General features: G+C 69.4%; 18 protein-coding genes. 11 read left to right on the top strand and 7 right to left on the bottom strand.

Annotated elements, in window-relative coordinates; all coding sequences use genetic code 11:
* The 11 genes from Q0C38_RS12545 to Q0C38_RS12495 all read left to right on the top strand — a co-directional run bounded on the left by Q0C38_RS12545 (nucleotide 1) and on the right by Q0C38_RS12495 (nucleotide 9,298).
* On the top strand, nucleotides 1-1,221 hold the full coding sequence (locus Q0C38_RS12545; RefSeq protein ID WP_291297441.1) for an acyl-CoA dehydrogenase family protein: 1,221 nt from the start codon (nucleotides 1-3) through the stop codon (nucleotides 1,219-1,221).
* A gap of 5 nt (nucleotides 1,222-1,226) precedes the next feature.
* The gene (locus tag Q0C38_RS12540) at nucleotides 1,227-1,688 is read left to right on the top strand and encodes a MaoC family dehydratase (RefSeq protein ID WP_291297440.1); all 462 of its coding nucleotides are present in this window, start codon (nucleotides 1,227-1,229) and stop codon (nucleotides 1,686-1,688) included.
* Nucleotides 1,685-2,548 (top strand): CoA ester lyase, encoded by an 864-nt coding sequence (locus Q0C38_RS12535; protein ID WP_291297439.1) that lies wholly within the window; start codon nucleotides 1,685-1,687, stop codon nucleotides 2,546-2,548. The genes Q0C38_RS12540 and Q0C38_RS12535 overlap by 4 nt, the downstream gene beginning before the upstream one ends.
* Nucleotides 2,549-2,639: 91 nt before the next feature.
* On the top strand, nucleotides 2,640-2,969 hold the full coding sequence (locus Q0C38_RS12530) for a hypothetical protein (protein WP_291297438.1): 330 nt from the start codon (nucleotides 2,640-2,642) through the stop codon (nucleotides 2,967-2,969).
* A gap of 203 nt (nucleotides 2,970-3,172) precedes the next feature.
* Nucleotides 3,173-3,703 carry a TRAP transporter small permease gene (locus Q0C38_RS12525; RefSeq protein ID WP_291297437.1) on the top strand — a complete coding sequence of 177 codons (531 nt, stop codon included), beginning with the start codon at nucleotides 3,173-3,175 and terminating at the stop codon, nucleotides 3,701-3,703.
* Nucleotides 3,700-4,989 (top strand): TRAP transporter large permease, encoded by a 1,290-nt coding sequence (locus tag Q0C38_RS12520; RefSeq protein WP_291297436.1) that lies wholly within the window; start codon nucleotides 3,700-3,702, stop codon nucleotides 4,987-4,989. The genes Q0C38_RS12525 and Q0C38_RS12520 overlap by 4 nt, the downstream gene beginning before the upstream one ends.
* A 26-nt stretch (nucleotides 4,990-5,015) precedes the next feature.
* The gene (locus Q0C38_RS12515) at nucleotides 5,016-6,062 is read left to right on the top strand and encodes a DctP family TRAP transporter solute-binding subunit (RefSeq protein ID WP_291297435.1); all 1,047 of its coding nucleotides are present in this window, start codon (nucleotides 5,016-5,018) and stop codon (nucleotides 6,060-6,062) included.
* Nucleotides 6,063-6,065: 3 nt separating this feature from the next.
* Nucleotides 6,066-7,028 (top strand): C-terminal binding protein, encoded by a 963-nt coding sequence (locus Q0C38_RS12510; protein ID WP_291297434.1) that lies wholly within the window; start codon nucleotides 6,066-6,068, stop codon nucleotides 7,026-7,028.
* A gap of 22 nt (nucleotides 7,029-7,050) precedes the next feature.
* Nucleotides 7,051-7,671, top strand: a complete 621-nt coding sequence (locus Q0C38_RS12505) for a bifunctional 4-hydroxy-2-oxoglutarate aldolase/2-dehydro-3-deoxy-phosphogluconate aldolase (RefSeq protein WP_291297433.1) — start codon at nucleotides 7,051-7,053, stop codon at nucleotides 7,669-7,671.
* Nucleotides 7,672-7,694: 23 nt separating this feature from the next.
* Nucleotides 7,695-8,342, top strand: coding sequence for an RraA family protein (locus Q0C38_RS12500; RefSeq protein ID WP_291297432.1), 648 nt, complete (start codon nucleotides 7,695-7,697; stop codon nucleotides 8,340-8,342).
* Nucleotides 8,343-8,368: 26 nt separating this feature from the next.
* Complete coding sequence (locus Q0C38_RS12495) at nucleotides 8,369-9,298, top strand: sugar kinase (RefSeq protein WP_291297431.1); 930 nt, start codon at nucleotides 8,369-8,371, stop codon at nucleotides 9,296-9,298.
* Nucleotides 9,299-9,307: 9 nt separating this feature from the next.
* Here Q0C38_RS12495 and Q0C38_RS12490 read toward each other — a convergent pair whose 3' ends face one another.
* From Q0C38_RS12490 to Q0C38_RS12460, 7 genes are all read right to left on the bottom strand, one after another.
* Nucleotides 9,308-10,777 carry a M81 family metallopeptidase gene (locus Q0C38_RS12490; protein WP_291297430.1) on the bottom strand — a complete coding sequence of 490 codons (1,470 nt, stop codon included), beginning with the start codon at nucleotides 10,775-10,777 and terminating at the stop codon, nucleotides 9,308-9,310.
* Between the two features lie 13 nt (nucleotides 10,778-10,790).
* The gene (locus Q0C38_RS12485) at nucleotides 10,791-12,023 is read right to left on the bottom strand and encodes a Zn-dependent hydrolase (protein ID WP_291297429.1); all 1,233 of its coding nucleotides are present in this window, start codon (nucleotides 12,021-12,023) and stop codon (nucleotides 10,791-10,793) included.
* A complete protein-coding gene (locus Q0C38_RS12480; RefSeq protein ID WP_291297428.1) occupies nucleotides 12,023-13,309 on the bottom strand; it encodes an ArgE/DapE family deacylase in 1,287 nt (428 codons plus the stop codon). Before Q0C38_RS12480 ends, Q0C38_RS12485 begins: the two co-directional genes overlap by 1 nt.
* A gap of 13 nt (nucleotides 13,310-13,322) precedes the next feature.
* Entirely contained in the window at nucleotides 13,323-14,936 is a 1,614-nt protein-coding gene (locus Q0C38_RS12475) for an ABC transporter ATP-binding protein (protein WP_291297427.1), read from the bottom strand.
* Complete coding sequence (locus Q0C38_RS12470; RefSeq protein WP_291297426.1) at nucleotides 14,933-15,778, bottom strand: ABC transporter permease; 846 nt, start codon at nucleotides 15,776-15,778, stop codon at nucleotides 14,933-14,935. The genes Q0C38_RS12475 and Q0C38_RS12470 overlap by 4 nt, the downstream gene beginning before the upstream one ends.
* Entirely contained in the window at nucleotides 15,775-16,758 is a 984-nt protein-coding gene (locus tag Q0C38_RS12465; RefSeq protein ID WP_291297425.1) for an ABC transporter permease, read from the bottom strand. The genes Q0C38_RS12470 and Q0C38_RS12465 overlap by 4 nt, the downstream gene beginning before the upstream one ends.
* Before the next feature lie 151 nt (nucleotides 16,759-16,909).
* Nucleotides 16,910-18,514, bottom strand: a complete 1,605-nt coding sequence (locus Q0C38_RS12460) for an ABC transporter substrate-binding protein (RefSeq protein WP_291297424.1) — start codon at nucleotides 18,512-18,514, stop codon at nucleotides 16,910-16,912.
* Nucleotides 18,515-18,529: the final 15 nt, after the last annotated feature.

The following is an 18,529-nucleotide window of genomic DNA, read 5'->3' as shown; positions in this document are numbered from 1 at the left end:
ATGCGCGTGCTGCTACCCGCCACCCCCCTGCCCGACCATCTCGCCGCGGTGCGTGACACCGTCACCCGTCTGTTCGCCGCCCGGATCGTTCCGGAGATTGGCGGGTTCGAGGCGCGCGGCGAGTTTCCCCGCCCACTGGTGCGCGCGATGGGCGAGGCTGGCCTTTTCGGTGCGGCGTTCCCCGAGAGCATCGGCGGCTCCGACATGGGGTTCATGGCGGTGGCGGTGATCGCCGAGGAGATCAGCCGCATCCGCCCCGACCTCGGCTACTGCATGAACCTCCAGGCGATGACGTGCCCCTTCACCATCCTGAACTGGGGAACCGAGGAGCAGATCGCCCGCTTCGTTCCGGCCCTGATCGGCGGCGAGCGCATCGGGATGTTCGCGCTCACCGAACCCGGCGGCGGCTCAGACCCGGCGGGGGCCATGCGTACCACCGCGCGGCGGGAGGGTGACCGCTACATCCTCGACGGCTCGAAGCAATGGATCACCTTCAGCCACGAGGCGGACGCAGGGGTTCTCTTCGCCAAGACCGACGCTTCGGCAGGCCACAAGGGCATCACCGCCTTCATCGTCGAGCCGAAATCGGGGCCAGGCTACCGCGCCGACAAAATCCCGATGCGCAACCTCTCGCCCGTGCTGTCCTCCTGCTCGGTGTTCCTCGATGGCTTCGCCGTTCCGGCCGCGAACCGGCTTGGTGCCGAGGGAGAAGGCTTCCGCATCGCGATGAACGCGCTCGAGTATGGGCGGCTGACCGTCTCCGCCCGCCTGGTGGGTGCGGCGCAGGGCTGCCTCGACCACGCGCTCCTCTACGCCCGCGAGCGCGAGGTCGGCGGCCGCGCGATCGGGCGCTACCAGCTCGTGCAGGGCCTCGTCGCGGACATGGTGGCCGAGATCGCTGCAGCACGTGCGCTGGTGCGCGAGCTCGGCGAGACGATGGACGCAGGGCTTCCCGCCAACCGCATCGCGTCGCTCGCGAAATATGTCGCCTCGCGCGCGGCCAAGACGGCGGTCGCCAACGCGACCGAGATCTTCGGCGGCTATGCGCTGGCTGACGAGTATCCGATCAGCATGTTCAAGGGGTTCATCGAGATGCTGAATGTCGGCGAGGGATCGACCAACGTGCAGAAGGTGCTGATCGCGGAGGATGCGTTGGGCTTCAAGGATGCGAACCGTGCGTCGTTGCCCGCGCGGAAGTTCCGATCCTCCGTGGCGGAGTAGCGGCGATGGCGGGTCTCTGGTTCGAGGACTTCGCGGAAGGCATGGTGTTCGACCATCCGATCCGCCGCACCGTGACGGAGGGCGACAACGTCCTCTTCTGTTCCATCACCATGAATCCCGCCGCGCTGCATCTCGATGCTGAGGCAGCGAAGACAACGCCGTTCGGGCGGCCGATCGTGAACTCGCTCTACACGCTTGGGCTCATGGTCGGCATCTCGGTGCATGACACGACGCTGGGCACCACGGTCGCCAATCTCGGCTTCGAGGAGATCGCCTTCCCCGCGCCACTGTTCCACGGCGACACGGTGAACATCCGCTCCACGGTTCTCGGCGTTCGCGAGAGCAAGTCGCGGCCGAGCGAGGGGATCGTGACGTTCCTGCACGAGGCGTTCCGGCAGGATGGCGTTCTCGTCGCACGCTGCCGCCGCGCGGCGTTGATGCGGAAACGCCCGGAGGCATCGCCATGACCGCGCCGCGCGCCTTCCTGTTCGTGCCGGCCGACAGCGAGCGCAAGCTCGCAAAGGGGGCGGAGACCGGTGCGGATGCGCTGATCCTCGACCTCGAGGACAGCGTCGGCGCCGACCGCAAGCCGATCGCGCGCGACATGGCGGCGGCGTGGCTGGCCGCGCGCGCGGGGTCCGCGCCCCAGGGCTGGGTGCGGGTGAATGCATTCGACACTGGGCTGACCATGGGCGATCTCGCCGCCGTGGTGCGTGCGCGCCCCGATGGCATCGTGCTGCCCAAATGCACGGGCCCGGCCGATCTCCGCACGCTCGATGCCGCGCTCTCGGCGCTCGAGGCGCGCGAGGGGCTCGCCGACCGCGGCATCCGCGTGATGCCGATCGCGACGGAGACGCCAGCCGCCCTCTTCACCCTCGGCGGCTACGCAGGCTCCCCGCGCCTCGCGGCGATGACCTGGGGCGGCGAAGACCTCGCCGCGGGCGTGGCGGCGAAGGCCAACCGGCGCGACGACGGCAGCTGGGACGAGCTCTACCGGCTCGCCCGGAGCCTGACGCTCGCCGGTGCGGCGGCGGCCGGGGTGCCGGCGATCGACACGATCTACGCCGATTTCCGCAACGAGGCGGGCTTCGCCGCCGAATGTGCCGATGCCCGCCGCATGGGCTATGCCGGGCGCATGGCGATCCACCCCGCCCAGGTGCCGGTGATCCTTTCCACGTTCAGCCCGACGGCGGCGGAACGTGCCTGGGCCGATGCCGTGGTTGCCGGCTTCGCGGCATCGCCTGCCGCTGGCGTAATCTCGATCGAGGGGAGAATGGTCGATCGCCCGCATCTGGTGCAGGCGCGCCGAATACTCGGCCTTGGCTAGGCAAACCGCGGTGAATACACACGCGTGGATTGCAATTCTGCGGATTTTTACCTCTTATTAACCAAGACATGAATCAACCGGAGAGACGGCGATGGACGGTTCAGCGACAGTCATCCCCTTCCGCCCCCGCGCGGCGCTGGCCACGGCACCGACGCCGATCGCGACGGAAGCAGCCGACGGCCAGGCCCGCCTCGCCGCGGCGCTGGCCATGCTCGACACCGCACTTGCCGAACAGCGCGCGGCGATGGACCAGTTCCGCCTCGCCATCGGTGATCTCGACCGCGCCGTCTCAGGCCTCGAATGCGGCCTGGTGCGGTACGGCGACGAACTCGCCTGCCTGAACCACGATCTCGACCGACTCGGCATCGAGGCCCGCGCGCTCGAGGCCTGGGCCGACGAGGCGATCTCCAGCGGCCGCTGAGGTCCCCACGCGGGCGAGGACACGGCGTTGACGCGGCAGCATTGCATGCCCTGATATTCCCGCCGACGGTGGCGCGCCACCGCCGAGGGAACATCACGAAGGGCCAAGCATGCGCGCGCCGGTCGCCGCCACAGGGGGCATGAGCCCCGCGGAAAGCGGCACGTCGCCGTTCCCTCGTCTCGGGCGGCCGGGCGGGCCGCGCGGTGGCTGAGCCGCCGCCGCCGCCGTCGTTTCTGCACCGGGCCGACCGCGCCTTCATCGCGCTCAACCAGGCCGTGCTGGCGGCCCTGCTCGCGGCGATGGCGGCGCTCGTCTTCGCCAACGTCGTCGCGCGCTATCTCTTCAACGCCTCCTTCGGGTGGGTCGAGGAACTCACCCGCTACATGATGATCTGGCTCGCCTATCTCGGGGCCGGGCTGGCGTTGCGCCATGGCAACCATGTCGCGGTGATGCTGCTGGTCGATGCACTGCCGCGCACGCCCGCACTGCTGCTGCGCGGCCTCGTCGGCCTCGTGCTGGCGGGCTTCGTCGCGGCCCTTGCCTGGATCGGCTGGGAATACGCCGACTTCGCGATGCGGCAGCGCACCCCCGTGCTGCAATGGCCCACCGGCTATGTCTACCTCGCCATCCCGATCGGCTGCGTGCTGATGGCCGCCCACCTGCTGCTGTCGTTCCGCAGCTTTGCTGAAGGCCGCGCCGATCTCGCCCTACGGGGGCCGGACAGCGCCACATGAGCGGCCTGCTCGCCCTCGTCTTCGCCGGCGGCATGCTCGCGAGCCTGCCGATCGCCTTCGCCATGGGGCTGGCGGGCGCCGTCGTTCTCATCGCCGCCGACATCGCGAGCCCGCTGATCATCGCCCAGCGCCTGTTCAGCGGCATCGACAGTTTTCCGCTGATGGCGATTCCCTTCTTCATCCTGGCGGCCGAGCTGATGTCGGGCGGCGGCATCACCGACCTTTTGCTACGCTTCGCGGTGCAGGCGATTGGCCGCATCAAGGGCGGGCTCGGGCACGCCAACATCCTGATGAGCATCTTCTTCGCCGGCATCTCGGGCAGCGCGCTGGCCGATGCCGCGGGGCCGGGCAGCATCATCATCCGCATGATGCGCCAGGCGGGCTACGCCGCGCCCTACGCCGCGGCCGTGACGGCGGCGAGCGCGATCATCGCGCCGATCATTCCGCCCTCGATCATCATGGTGATCTACGCGCTCACGGACAATTCGGTCTCCGTCGGCGCGCTCTTCATGGCGGGTATCGTGCCCGGGCTGCTGATGGGCCTCGTCCTGGCCGTGACCAACCACCTGATCAGCGCCCGCCGCGGCTATGGCGGCGGCCAGCCGCGCAGGCCCTGGGGCGACTACCTGCGCCGTGACTGGACCGTGTTCCCCGCCCTCCTCCTGCCCTTCATCATCCTGGGCGGCATCCATGGCGGCGTGTTCACGCCGACCGAGGCGTCGGCCGTCGCGGTGTTCTACGCGCTGCTGATCGGGCTCGTCGTCACCCGCACGCTCACGCTGGCGATGCTGCCCGGCATCCTCGTCCGCACCGCGCTGATGACATCGGCCGTGCTGCTCATCATCTCGATGGCGAGCGTGTTCGCCTGGATGCTCACCTCGCTGCAGATCCCACAGGACATCTCGCGCTTCCTGCTGAGCCTCGGCCTGCCCAGGCTCGGGCTGCTCGTGGTGATCGCGCTGTTCCTGCTCGCCTGCGGCCTCGTGATCGATACGCTGCCGGCGGTGATCATCCTCGTGCCGATCCTCGCGCCCGTCGCGACGGCGGCCGGGATCGACCCGCTGCAATTCGCGATGGTGGTGATCCTGAACCTCACCATTGGCATGATCACGCCGCCGGTGGGCGGCGTGCTCTTCGTCATCACAGTGGTCGCACGCATCCCGATGGGGCAGATAGTGCGCGCCATCTGGCCCTTCCTGCTCGCCCACCTCGTGGTGCTTGCGGCGATCATCCTGTTCCCCGGCATCTCCAATGGGCTGCCCGGGCTGATGGGCTATACTCGGTGACAACAATGAACCCAGGAGGGAACATCATGACCACCATCTCGCGGCGCGATGCGCTGCTGCTGGCAGGTGCCGCCGGTGCCGCAACCCTCGCCGCTCCTGCGATCGTGAGCGCGCAGGCCACGCGAACGATCCGCTTCACCCATTTCCAGCCCGGCCGGCTCGACCAGCCGAAGCACGCCGCGGCGCTCGCGTTCAAGGCACATGTCGAGGCGGCGACAGGCGGGCGGCTGAAGGTGGACATCTTCCCCGCCGGGCAGCTCGGCAACGCGAACTCGGTGATGGAGCAGCTCGCCCTCGGCTCCCTCGAGATGGCGGTGGTGCATGACGGCGGCATCGCGCCGATCTTCAAGACGTTCGGCGTGTTCGCGCTGCCCTTCGCGTTCGATGACCAGTCGGTCGCCTGGTCGGTGCTCGACGGCGCCTATGGGCGGGAGGTGGCGGAGGCGATGCGGCGCGACACGCGCATCCGCCTCATGGCCTATGCCGACAACGGGGTGCGGCACTTCACCAACTCCAAGCGCGTGCTCAACAACCCCGAGGATCTGCGCGGCCTCAAGATCCGCGTCCAGCCGGCGCCGGTCTTCCTCCGCCTCGTCGAGGCCTTCGGCGCGTCGCCGTCCGCGATCGACTGGGCGGAGCTTCCCGCAGCCCTCGCCCAGGGAACGGTGGATGGCCAGGAGAATGGCGTGACCAACATCCTCGCCGGCTCGCTGTTCCAGCATCAGAAGTTCATCACGCTGAACGGCCATGTCTACTCGCTGCACGCCTACCTGATGAGCGACCGGTTCTGGGGCCGCCTCTCGGCCGAGGAGAAGGTTGCGGTGGCGCAAGGGGTCGACATCGCCAAGTGGATCCACCGCGGCATGACGACGGCCCAGGACGCGAACGCCGAAAGCATCCTGAAGGAGAAGGGCATGACCGTCACGGCACTCACCCCCGCGCAGCGTGACGCCTGGCGCCGCGTCGCGCAGCCGCCCGTGCGCGCCTATCTCGAGGGCGAGGTGGGCAAGGACTGGGTGGAGAAGCTGGTCGCGGCTGTTGAGCAGGCCAAGGCAGCGCAGCGGGCGGCCTGAGCCATGGCCCCGCAGCACCGCGTCGTCATCCTCGATGACGGCTACGCCGATTACGAGGCCGAGGCGGCGGTGCTCGCCACGATGGGGGCCGAGCTTCTGCTCCGCCCCTGCCGCGGCGATGCGGCGAAGGCAGCAGCGGAGATGGCAGAGGCCGACGCCGTGATGGTGCGGGAGACGCAGATCGATGCCGCGGCGATCGCGGGCACGAAGGCGCGCGTCATCGTCCGCTACGGCGTTGGCTACGACAACATCGACATCGCCGCTGCCGCCGCGCGCGGCATCCCCGTCTGCAACGTCCCCGACTACGGCATCGAGGAGGTGTCGGACCACGCGCTCGCGCTGATGCTCGCCGCCATCCGCCGCATCGCCGAGGCCGACAGGCGGGTGCGCGCGCAGGGCTGGGGCGTGCCGATGGACCGCAAGGTGCACCGCATCCGTGGCGGCACGCTCGGCCTCGTCGGCTATGGGCGCATCGGGGCGGCGTTCCACCGCAAGGCGGCCGCCCTCGGCTTCGCGCGCGTTCTGGTGCACGACCCGTTCCTGAAATCCCCGCCCGAGGGGGCCGAGCTGGTGAGCCTCGATGCCATCGCACGCGAGGCGGACGCGATCAGCCTGCACGCGCCGGCGACGAACGCGACGCGCCACATCATCGGCCGTGCCTTCCTCGCGCAGGTCAAACCCAACGCCGTTCTCGTGAACACCGCCCGCGGCGCGCTGGTCGACGAGGACGCACTCGCCGCCGCGCTCGCCGAGGGCAGGCTTCTCGCCGCCGGCCTCGACGTGTTCGAGAGCGAACCGCTCCGGCGCGATAGCAGGCTGCGCGGCCTCGACAACGTGGTGTTGACCGACCATGCCGCGTGGTACAGCGAACAGGCCATCGCCGATCTCCAGCGCAAGGCGGCCGAGGAGGTCGCGCGCGTGCTGCGCGGCGAAGCACCGCTGCACCAGGTCAATACGCCCCGCTGACACGTCCCGGAGACACTGCCGCATGAGCCATCCCCTTCTGCCGCGCCTGATCGATGCGCGCGTGGTTCCCGTCATCCGCACCCGCACGCAGGAGGCGGCCCGCACGGCCGTTGCATGGCTGCGCGAGGCGGGCTTCACCACCTTCGAGATCACGCTGTCCGTTCCCCGCGCGACGGAGCTGATCCGCGAGCTTGCGGCCGATCCAGCGCTGCTCGTCGGCGCCGGCACGGTCAAGACCGCGACGGAGGCCTATGCCTGCGGCGAGGCGGGTGCCAAGTTCATCGTCTGCCCCTGGAACGAGCCCGAGATCGTGCCGGCAGGCCGCCGCTTCGGCGCGCTCGTCATGCTGGGCGCGCTGACGCCCGACGAGGTGGTCGAGGCGCTCGAGGGATTCGCCGACGTGGTGAAGATCTTCCCGGCCGCCTCGATGGGCGGGCCCAACCACATCAAGGCGCTGAAGAGCGTGTTCCCCGACGTGTCGTTCTGCCCGACGGGCGGCGTCGATCCTGCCAATCTCCGCGCCTATCTCGATGCGGGGGCGTCGTTCGTCGGCATCGGCGGCAAGCTGGTCGACGAAGCACTGATCGCCAAGGGAGCGAAGGACGAGGTCATGGCGGCGGCGCACGCAGCGCTCGCCGCGTAACGAACGAGAGGGGAGAGCACGGGATGGACAAGGCAGTTCTCGACGGTTTCCGCACGGTGGCGATCGCCTCGATCGCCGATGCGCTCGACAAGGCGACGGGCCGCCGCGGCTACATGGCCGAGGCGATGAAGAACCGCATCAATGCCAGGCGAATGGTCGGCCCCGCCGTCACGGTGCTGCACGCACCGACGCGGGAATTCCTGCCGCCTCAGGCAGCGCTGGAGGCGATCGACGACAGCCCCGCGGGCAGCGTCATCTGCATCGGCATGCATGGCGACATCGATGTCGCGGTATGGGGTGGGCTGATGAGCGCCGGGGCGTTCGCGCGCAAGCACGCAGGCGCCGTGCTCGATGCCGGGGTGCGTGACCTCGCCGAGATCAGGCGCGACTATGACCTGCCGGTGTTCGCCCGCTGCGTCAGCCCCGGCACCTCGCTCGGCCGCACGCGCACCATTGCAGCCGCCATCCCGGTGATGGTGGGCGGCCTCGTCGTCACGCCTGGCGACATCATCGTCGGCGACGAGGATGGCGTCTGCGTCATCCCGCCCGATGCGGCAGCCGAGGTGCTCAGGCTCGCGCAGGAGATCGATGCGCGCGAGGCGGAGCAGGCGAAGCTGATCGTGGCTTCGGGCTCGCTCCGCGAGGGGTTGGCCAAGTACGGCCGCATCTGAGGAGCACACTGAAGGAGACGGGCGTGATGAGCGTCGACATCCTCGCGATGGGCGAGCCGATGCTGGAGTTCAACCAGCTTCCCCCGCAGGCCGATGGCCGCGTGCTGTTCCTGCAGGGCCATGGCGGCGACACCTCCAACGCCGCCATCGCCGCGGCGCGCCAGGGCGTGAGCGCGGGCTACATCACCGCGATCGGCCAGGATGCGGCAGGCGAGAGCTTCATGGCGCTCTGGGCCGAGGAGGGCATCGACACGGCGACGGTGATCCGCAGCGCGGACGCACCGACCGCCGTCTACTTCGTCACGCACGATACGAAGGGGCATCATTTCACCTTCTATCGCGCGGGCTCGGCGGCTTCGCGCTACACGCCGCGCGACGTGCCGGAGGCCGCCATCCGTTCGGCGAAGATCCTCTATGCATCCGGCATCAGCCAGGCGATCAGCGCCGCGGCGGCAGACGCTGTGTTCCACGCAATCGCGGTGGCGCGGAAGGCCGGCGTGAAGGTGGCCTACGACACCAACCTCCGCCTCCGCCTCTGGCCACCGGCGCGTGCGAGGGCAGTGATCGATGCCGCGATTTCGCAGGCCGACATGGCGTTTCCCTCGCGCGAGGATGCCGAGGTGCTCACCGGCATCAGCGACCCCGATGGCATCGCCGACTACTATCTGCGCCTGGGCTGCCCTCTCGTCGCGGTGAAATGCGGCCGCGATGGCGCACTGCTCGCCACCGCCGAGGGGCTTCGGCTGCGCGCACCGGCCCATGCCGTGAATGCGATCGACGCGACCGGGGCCGGCGACACGTTCTGCGGCGCCTTCATGGCCCGCACGGTGCTGGGCGATGGGCCTGCCGCAGCGCTCGCCTACGCCAACGCGGCAGCGGCGCTGTCGACCACCGGGTACGGTGCCGTCGCACCGATCCCGCGGACCAAAGCGGTGCGTGCTCTGATCGGCGCCTGATGACGGCGCTCAGGGGCGCAGCGCGAGGCCGGGCCTGAGCTTGGTGAACGGCAGTGCGGAAGGGTCCGCCACCACGGGTCCCGGGGCGAGCACGACCAGGATCTCCTTGGCGATCGGCTGGAAATCGGCCCGGAAATGCACTGATGACTTGAGCGCGATGATCGGCACGGCGGCGGGGTCGATGCCAACATGGCGGAACATCGCCTGATCGTAGGCCTGCATCTTCCGGCTGGCGACGACGACGAGGACGCCGGCCGTCTCGATCAGTGCCGTGGGGCCGAGATCGGCTGCGTTGCCACGCGTCATCGGCCCGGTGCAGGTGAAGCGCCCGTCGCCGAGGCGAAGCACGGTGAAGCGGCCGCGATAGGGCGCGCCGTCGCTCACGCCGCCGAGCACGAGGTCGATCGCCGCACCCTCGCCCGCGGCAAGTGCAGCTGCGGCCGATGCGGCATCGTTGATCACACCGATCACGGCGCCATGCGCCCCGCCGGCAACGAGCGCGGTGAGCAGACCCATCGTGTCGCCATGGCCGCCGCCGCCCGGATTGTCCTGCGTGTCGGCGAGCACGATCGGCGGCCCGCCGAGGCTCGCATGGCGCCGCGCGTAGGCAACCGCCTCGTCTGCCGCCCAGAGCCTGCCCGCGAGCGCACCGCGTTGGCCGACCACCATGCGCTTCAGCCGGTCCGCGGCATCGATCGCCGCTGCTTCATCGGCCGCATAGGCGGTGATCGCCGGCCCGCAGCCCTCGAAATCGGCGTAGGGGAAGCCCATCGAAAGGGAGAGATCCGCCGCACCACACGCGGCCATCAGTTCCGGCAGCACGGCATAGATCTGCTGCATCGGCGGCATCAGCGTGCATTGCGCGGTCACGGGGATCAGGAAGTCGAGCGGGGCAAACACGCGCGCCCATGGCCGCCCATGGGCGATGCGCGCAAACAGCAGGTGCATCGCCCGCGCGCCCGTCTCCTTCATGTCGACATGCGGGTAGGTGCGATACGCCGTCAGAACGTCAGCATGATCGACCATCGCGCGCGTGACATTGGCGTGCAGGTCGAGGCTGACCGCAATCGGCAGGTCGGGGCCGAGGCGCTCGCGCAAGCGGCGAAGCAGCTCGCCCTCGCCGTCCGGCGCGTTGGCGGCCATCATCGCGCCGTGCAGGTCGAGGTAGAGGCCGTCGAGCGGCATCGCGGCCGCGGCGCCATCGATGATCCAGCCAGCGATCGTATCGAACGCGGATTCCGTGACAGGGGCTGACGGCATGGCCATCCCCCAGGCGAGCGGGATCACGGTATGCCCCGCTGCCTGCGCTGCCTCGACCGCACCGGCCGCCGGTACACGCGTTCCCGCGATCGCCCCGATCACCGCAACCCCGCGCGAGAGCGGCGGGAACCCGCCCGGCTTCTCGAAGGCTGGGATGTCGGCCGGGAACTGCGCGAAGGAATGGCTCTCGTGCTGGAAGCCGGCAACCGCGATCCGCATCACCCCAAACCCCTCAGACGACCCCCGCCGCGGCGATCACCGCATCGGCCAGCACCTTGCAGCCGGCCTCCGCCCAGGCCTCGGTAATGCTCTCCGCCTCGTTGTGGCTCAACCCGCCATGGCAGGGGCAGAAGATCATCGCCGTCGGCACGCGGCGCGCGACATAGACGGCATCGTGGCCGATTCCCGTCGGCATGTCGCGCCACGAATAGCCGCGCACGATCGCCGCCTGCCGCACGCGGGCAACGAGGGCCTGGTCGAACGGCGTCTCGGGGAATGACCAGAAGCGCGTGACGGTCGCCGCCACCCCACGCGCGGCCGCGATCGCGCCGATGCGCGCGCGCAACGCTGCCTCCATCGCGGCGAGCGCGGCGGCCCGCGCGTGGCGGAGATCGACCGTGAACCAGGTGCGCCCGGGCACGACGTTGCGGCTGTCGGGCGAGACGGTGATGCGCCCGACCGTGCCGTTGCCGCCCATCTCGTGCGCGATTCCCTCGACGGCCACGATCATCTGGGAGGCGGCGACGAGGGCATCGCGCCGCTGCGCCATGCCGTTGCCGCCATGCGCCTCCGCGCCCGTGACCGTCACCTCGAACCACGCCTGGGCTGAGGCGCCCGTAACGACGCCGACATCGGCTCCCTCGGCCTCTAGATACGGCCCCTGCTCGATATGCAGTTCCAGGTAGGCACCAATCCGCTGCAGCAACGATGGTTCCGCCTCGCCGCGCCAGCCGATGCGGGCGAGCGCCTCGCCGAATACCGCCCCGGCCGGGTCGGTCTTGGCGAGGATCTCCGCCTCGTCGAACAGGCCCATCGCGACACCCGAGCCCATCATCGGCGGGGAGAAGCGGGCCCCCTCCTCGTTCGTCCAGTTGATCAGCAGCAGCGGCGCCTTCGTGACGACGCCCGCGTCGGCCAGCGCGCGCATCACCTCGAGCCCGGCGAGAACGCCCAGCACGCCGTCGAACTTCCCCCCCGTCGGCTGCGTGTCGAGATGGCTGCCGAACGCAACCGGCGGCAGCGACGGATCGGCGCCCTCCCGCAGGAAGGCCATGTTGCCGACGCGATCGACCGACAGGCGGAGGCCGAGCGCGTCGCACCATTGGCTGAGCATGCGGCGCCCCTCGCCGTCAGCCTCGGTCAGCGTCTGGCGGTTCGAGCCGCCGGCGATGCCAGGCCCGATCGCCGCCATCGCCATGATGCTCGACCAGAGCCGGCCGCCATCGATCGGTAGGTTCGTGGCCATCAGAGTTTCTCCGTGCCGCACCACGCGGCCATGGTCAGCGCGATCGTGGCCGTCACCGCATGCATGCTGGCAAGCCCCACGCTTTCGTCGATGCCGTGGATGGCATCCGCATCCGGCCCGAACACGGCGACGGGCGTTCCCTGGTAGAGGGTGAAGAAGCGCCCGTCCGTCAGCCCCGTCGCGGGATAGTCGCGCAGCGCCCCGCCCGTCACCTCGGCGAAGCTCTCGCGCGCGAGCCGCGCGATCGGCGCCGCGGGGTCGAACACGCACGGGTCGGCCATGAACCCGCCCCAGGAGAGCGTCACCCGCGCGCCCTTCGGCGCGAGCTCGGCCGCCGCCTCGGCGACGATCCGCTCGATGTCGCGCTTCGTCTCGGCAGCGGAATAGCTCATCATCACGCCGACGCGAAGCCCGATGCGAGCGCGCGAGGGAACCGAGCTGTTCCACTCCCCGCCCTCGATCGTGCCGAGGTTCACGTTCACCGGGTGGTTGATGCCACGGAACGCGGGGTGGATGCGCTCGGCGCGGTTGAGCGCCTCCTCGTGCGCGGCGAAGCGATCGGCGATCGCCATCGCCGCCTCGATCGCATTCAGCCCTGCCTGCTTCTCCCGCACATGCGCGGGCCGCCCCATCACCGTCACCCATGCCCAGACGACGCCGACCTCGGCGGTGTAGAGAGCGGGCATGCCGGGGCCAGGCTCTGGGATGATCACGGCATCGGGCTTGGGCATCGCGAGCATGGTGGCGAGCGCGCCGTTGCCCGTGCACTCCTCCTCCACCACGGCCTGGAGCTGAACCTGCCCGGCGGGCGCGAGCCCGGCGAGCGCAAGCGCGCGAAAGGCGATGATGTTCGAGACGAGACCCGCCTTCATGTCGCCGGACCCGCGCCCATACATTCGCCCATCACGTGTCACCGGCTCGAAGGGCGGCGCGGTCCAGAGCTCGGCCGCCCCTTCCGGCACGACATCGAGATGCGCCTGGAGGCAGAGGCTCCGCCCGCCGCCAGATCTCGGCGTGTGCGCGGCGGCGACATTGTCGCGCCCAGCGTAGGAGACGAGCGGCGGCGAGAAGCCCGGGTGGCCGGCAAGCGCCGCGGTGTCGGTCGGCACGCGCGTGACCGGCAGGCCCAGTGCCTCGAACAGACAAGCCGTATGATCGAGGCACGGCCCCTCGTTGCCAAGCGTACTCGGGAAGCGCACGAGCGCGGCGAGCATCGCCTCGGCCTCCGCCTCCAGCGACGTGGCTGCCTCGATGATCGCGCGCTTCACGCCCGGGTCGATCGTCATGGTGCTCTGTTCCTCAGGCCGCTTCGAGAGGCGGCGTCCAGGCCTTGCCGGGAATGGCGTCGAGCAGCTCGCGCGTGTAGGCGTGGCGCGGCGCGCCGAACACCTCTGCCGTCGGCCCCATCTCGACGATCCTGCCCCGCTGCATCACCGCAATCCTGTCGCACACCTGCGCAGCGACGCGAAGGTCATGCGTGATGAACAGCATCGTCAACCCAAGCCGCGTGCGGATCTCGTCGAGCAGGGCGAGGATCTGCGCCTGCACCGACACGTCGAGCGCGCTCACCGGCTCGTCGGCGATCAGGAGCTCGGGTTCGAGCGCGAGCGCGCGCGCGATGCCGATGCGCTGGCGCTGCCCGCCGGAGAACTCGTGCGGGAACCGGTCCATCGCGCCTGGGTCGAGCTGCACGAGCGCGAGCAGGTCGCGGGCTCGGGCGCGAGCCTGCTCGCGCGGAACGCCATGCGTCACGGGCCCTTCGGCGATGATGTCGCCCACCCGCCGCCGCGGGTTCAGTGAGGCATAGGGGTCCTGGAACACCATCTGGATGCGCGAACGATAGGGCTGCATCGCCCCGCGGCCGAGCGGCAGCAGGTCGGTGCCATGGAACAGGACCTGGCCCTCGTCGGGCGTCACGAGCTTGACGACGCAGCGCGCGAGCGTCGACTTGCCCGATCCGCTCTCGCCGACGAGACCGAGCGTCTCTCCCTTCTTCAGCGAGAACGCGGCATCGGCAACCGCAGCGACAGGTGTTCCACGGCGGAACAATCCACCGCCGCGACGGAAGGATTTCGCAACACCCGCGACCTTGAGCACCGTGTCGGCATGCGCCGCCTCGGCTGGCCGCACGCGCCCATGCGGCACGGCGGCGATCAGCGCCTTCGTGTAGGGGTGCTGCGGGGCATCGAGAACTGCCCTCGCCTCGCCCTGCTCGACCACGCGGCCGTGCTGCATCACCGCCACGCGATCGGCGATCTCGGCGACCACCCCGAAATCATGGGTGATGAACAGCACCCCTGTGCCGCGATCCTTCTGCAGGCCGCGGATCAGCCGCAGGATCTGCATCTGGGTGGTGACGTCGAGTGCCGTCGTCGGCTCGTCGGCGATCAGCACCGAGGGGCCGAGGGCAAGCGCCATGGCGATCATCACGCGCTGCCGCTGCCCGCCGGAGAGCCGGAACGGATAGGCATCGATGATCGAAGGCGGATCGGGCAGGCGAACGTCCTCGAGCAGGGCAAGCACCTTGGCGCGCACGTCGCCACGCTCGCCATGCACGCGGAACGCCTCGCCGATCTGGTCGCCAACGCGCATCAATGGGTTCAGCGCCGTCATCGGCTCCTGGAACACCATGCCGAGGCGCACGCCGCGCAGCCGCCGGAACGCCTCCGGCGAGAGCGCCAGCAGGTCGTTGCCCTCGAAGAGGATGCGGCCGGAGCGCACCGGCAGGCCCTTCGGCAGCAGCCCCATCACGGCGGATGCCGTCATCGACTTGCCCGACCCGCTCTCGCCCACGACGCAGAGGATTTCGCCCGGGTTCACGGCAAGCGACACGCCCTCGACCGCGTTCGCGCGATCGCCGCCGATGGGCAGGCCGATGGTGAGGTTCTCGATCGCGAGGATCGGCGCCGTCATGCGGGCAGCGTGCCGCGGCGGCGTGCGAGCCGCGGGTTCAGCGCGTCGTTCAGCCCCTCGCCGACGAGGTTCAGCGCAAGCACGGTGAGGAAGATGGCGACGCCAGGAAACACGCTCATCCACCAGGCGATGCGGATCACGCTGCGCCCCGAGCCGATCATGAAGCCCCAGGACATCAGGTTCGGGTCGCCGAGGCCGAGGAAGGAGAGAGAGCTTTCGAGCAGGATCGCGGTCGCGACCATCAGCGAGGCCAGCACGATGATGGGCGAGAGAGCGTTGGGCAGGATCTCGGTGAACATGATCGCGATCGGGCCGCGGCCGAGCACCTCGGCTGCCTGCACGAACTCGCGCGAGCGGAGGGAGAGGAACTCGGCGCGTACCACGCGCGTGACCGGCGGCCACGACACCACGGCGATGGCGACGACGATGGAGGTGATCGAGGGCGTGAAGATCGCGACAAGCACCACCGCCAGCACGAAGGACGGGATCGTCTGGAAGAACTCGGTGAAGCGCATGATCGCGTCATCGATCCACCCGCCGCCATAGCCCGCGACGGCGCCGAGCGTGACGCCGAGCGCAAGTGCCGCGACGGTCGACACGCCGCCGACGAGGAACGACACCAGCGCGCCATGCGCGATGCCGGCCGCAACGTCACGCCCGAGGCTGTCGGAGCCGAGCAGGAAGCCAGCTTCGCCCGGCCCCATGAAGGGGATGCCGCGCATCTCCCACGGGCTGAACGGGAACAGCACCGGGGCCAGCACCGCCATCAACCCGACCAGGACGAGGATGGCGAGCCCGACCAGCGCGCCGATGTTGCGCGCGAAGCGTTTCCAGAAGCTCATGCCACCTCCACGCGCGGATCGACCAGCGCATAGAGGAGGTCGGTGATCAGGTTGAACACCACGACCATGACGGCGGTGCAGAAGAACACGCCGAGCAGCGTGGCGTAGTCGCGCGCCAGCAGCGCATCGAAGGCAAGCCGGCCGATGCCTGGCCAGGCGAACACCGTCTCGACCAGGATCGATCCGCCGACGAGTTGCCCCGCCTGGATGCCGGCGAAGGTGATCACCGGCAGCAGCGCGTTGCGCAGCACATGCGCCCGCACGATCCGCCCCTCCGGCACGCCCTTGGCGCGTGCGGTGCGCACGAAATCCTGGTCCGCCACCTCGAGCATCGAGGCGCGGGCAAGGCGTGCATAGATCGCGAGGAAGAACAGACCGAGGGTGAGCGACGGCAGGATCAGGTGCTTGGCAACATCGGCCGCGTAGGCCAACCCGGTGAGGTCGGCGCCGACGGTGAACATCCCGAAGCTCGGCAGCCATTCGAGCCAGACGGAGAACACGAGAACGAGCAGCAACCCGACCCAGAAGATCGGCGTGGCATAGAATGTGAGTGCGATCACCGTGATGAGGCTGTCGGCCGCGCGGCCGACGCGGCGCGCGGCCATGACGCCGAGCGACACGCCGGCGGTGACGGCGAAGAGGAAGGCCGTCAGCGTCAACAGCAGCGTCGCGGGAAGGCGCTCGCCGATCAGTGTGGCCACGGGCTGCTGCTGGCGATGGCTGAACCCGAGATCGAGGGTGAGCATGTCGCGGAGGTAGATCAGCAGCTGCTCATGCATCGGCCGGTCGAGGCCGAACTGCGCGCGCAGCTGCTCCATGAACAGCGGGTCCGCAGCGCCTGACTGCCCGGCGATCACGCTCGCTGGGTCGCCGGGTGCCAGCCTGATCAACACGAACTGGAAGACGACGATCGCCAGAACCACGATCGCCGCCTTCACGCTTCGTGCCGCCAGGAACCTCAGGAGCTTGGCGGCACCCATGGCCGCTCAGAGCCCGCTTGAGAATGCGCTGACATGAGTCGCATGGCGCGGTGTCCGAGAACCGGCGCGCAGCGGCCTGATGGGCCGTGAGCAACGGAAGCGCAGGACACCAAAGCCAGGCGGCCATGTCAGTAGCATTGTCAACGGGCTCTCAGGAGGCGAAGAACACGTCGTCATACGGCGCATGCACGCCCGTGCCGCTGGTGATGACGTTGCGCAGGCGGCGGTCATGGATCGTGGGGAACACGAGCTCCATCAGCCACACGAGCGGAACGTCCTCGACCAGCCTCTTCTGCACGTCGCTGAACAGGCGCCGGCGATCATCGGCCGAGACGGCGTTGCGCGCCGCCTCGAACAGGCGATCGACCTCGGGGTTCGAATAGCCGGCGGTATTGGTGAAGGCCACCTTCTGGATGTTGGAGGTGACGTAGGTCCGCTCGACCCCCAGCGTCGGGTCACCCCACTGGTAGACGAAGTTGATCGTCGTCTCGAATTCCCACGCGGCGAGGCGGCGCACCCAGCCAGCGACATCGGTGCTCTCGAGCGTGACCTCGATGCCCACCTGCCGCAGCGCCTGGCGGAGGTATTCCGACAGTCGGTTCCACACCTCGCCATAGGGGATCTGCATCATCTTGATGGAGGCGCGGATGCCTTGCGCATTCGGGCGAAGCCCCATCGCGTCAAGCAGCGCCGTCGCCTCGCGCGGGTTGAAGCCGGGCATCTGCACTGACGGATCGTGGAAGCGCGTGGAGGAGGCAATCGGGCTGGTCGCCGGCTTGCCGACGCCGAACCAGAGGCGCTGGGCGATGAAGTTGCGGTCGATCGCATGCGCCATCGCACGGCGGAAGCGCGCGTCCTTCAGGTTGTCGAGGCGGTTGTTGATCTCGATCCACGACAGCGGCGCGAACAGCTCCCACCCGTTCTGGGCGACCTGGAGGTTCGCCTGCTGCTGGAAGCGCGGCACGTCGAACGGCTCGATGTCGTTCGACGACGTCATCTGCACCTGGCCCGTCTGCAGCGCGAGGCCGCGGCTCTGGCTGTCGGGAACGATGCGGTAGGTGATGCCGTCGAGATAGGGCTGGCCCTGCTTCCAGTACTGCTCGTTCCGGACAAGGCGGATGAAGTTGCCGCGCTGCCACTCGGCCATCCGGAACGGACCCGTTCCGATCGGCGTCGCGTTCGCCGGGTTGTTGCGATAGTCGGTGCCGTCATAGACGTGCTTCGGCACGATGGCGCAGCCGGTCACGTCGAAGATCAGCAGGAACGGCTCGAACGGCGCCTTCAGCGTGAAGCGCACGGTGTGCGCGTCAGGCGTCTCGGCCTTGTCGATGCGCTGGAGGATGGCGCGGGCGCGCGGGTTCACCTCCATGTGGAACTTCATCAGCGAGAACACCACGTCCTCCGACGTGAAGTCGCGCCCGTCATGCCACTTCACGCCCTGCTCGAGGGTGAAGGTGTAGACGAGGCCGTCATCGCTGCGCGTCCACGACTTCGCCAGCATCGGCGCAGGGTCGAGCTGCGGCGTGACGGTGAGCAGCCCCTGGTAGATCTTGGAGCCGACGATCAGCGTCGGCCCCTGGTTGTTCACGCCGAGGATGAGGATCGGCGGCTCGGGCGTGATGATCGTGCTCAGCACACCGCCGCGGCGGGGTGCCACGCCCTGGGCGCGGGCCTCGGCGAGCGTCATCAGCACGGGCGAGGCAGCGGCACCGGCAAGCAGCGTGCGGCGCGCGATCGGGCGCATGGCGTCGGTCATCGTCTCTGATCCCCA

It is taken from the genome of Elioraea sp. (assembly GCF_022842375.1).
In the GTDB taxonomy this organism is placed as follows: domain Bacteria; phylum Pseudomonadota; class Alphaproteobacteria; order Acetobacterales; family Acetobacteraceae; genus Elioraea_A.
This window is presented reverse-complemented; position numbering and strand designations above follow the sequence as displayed.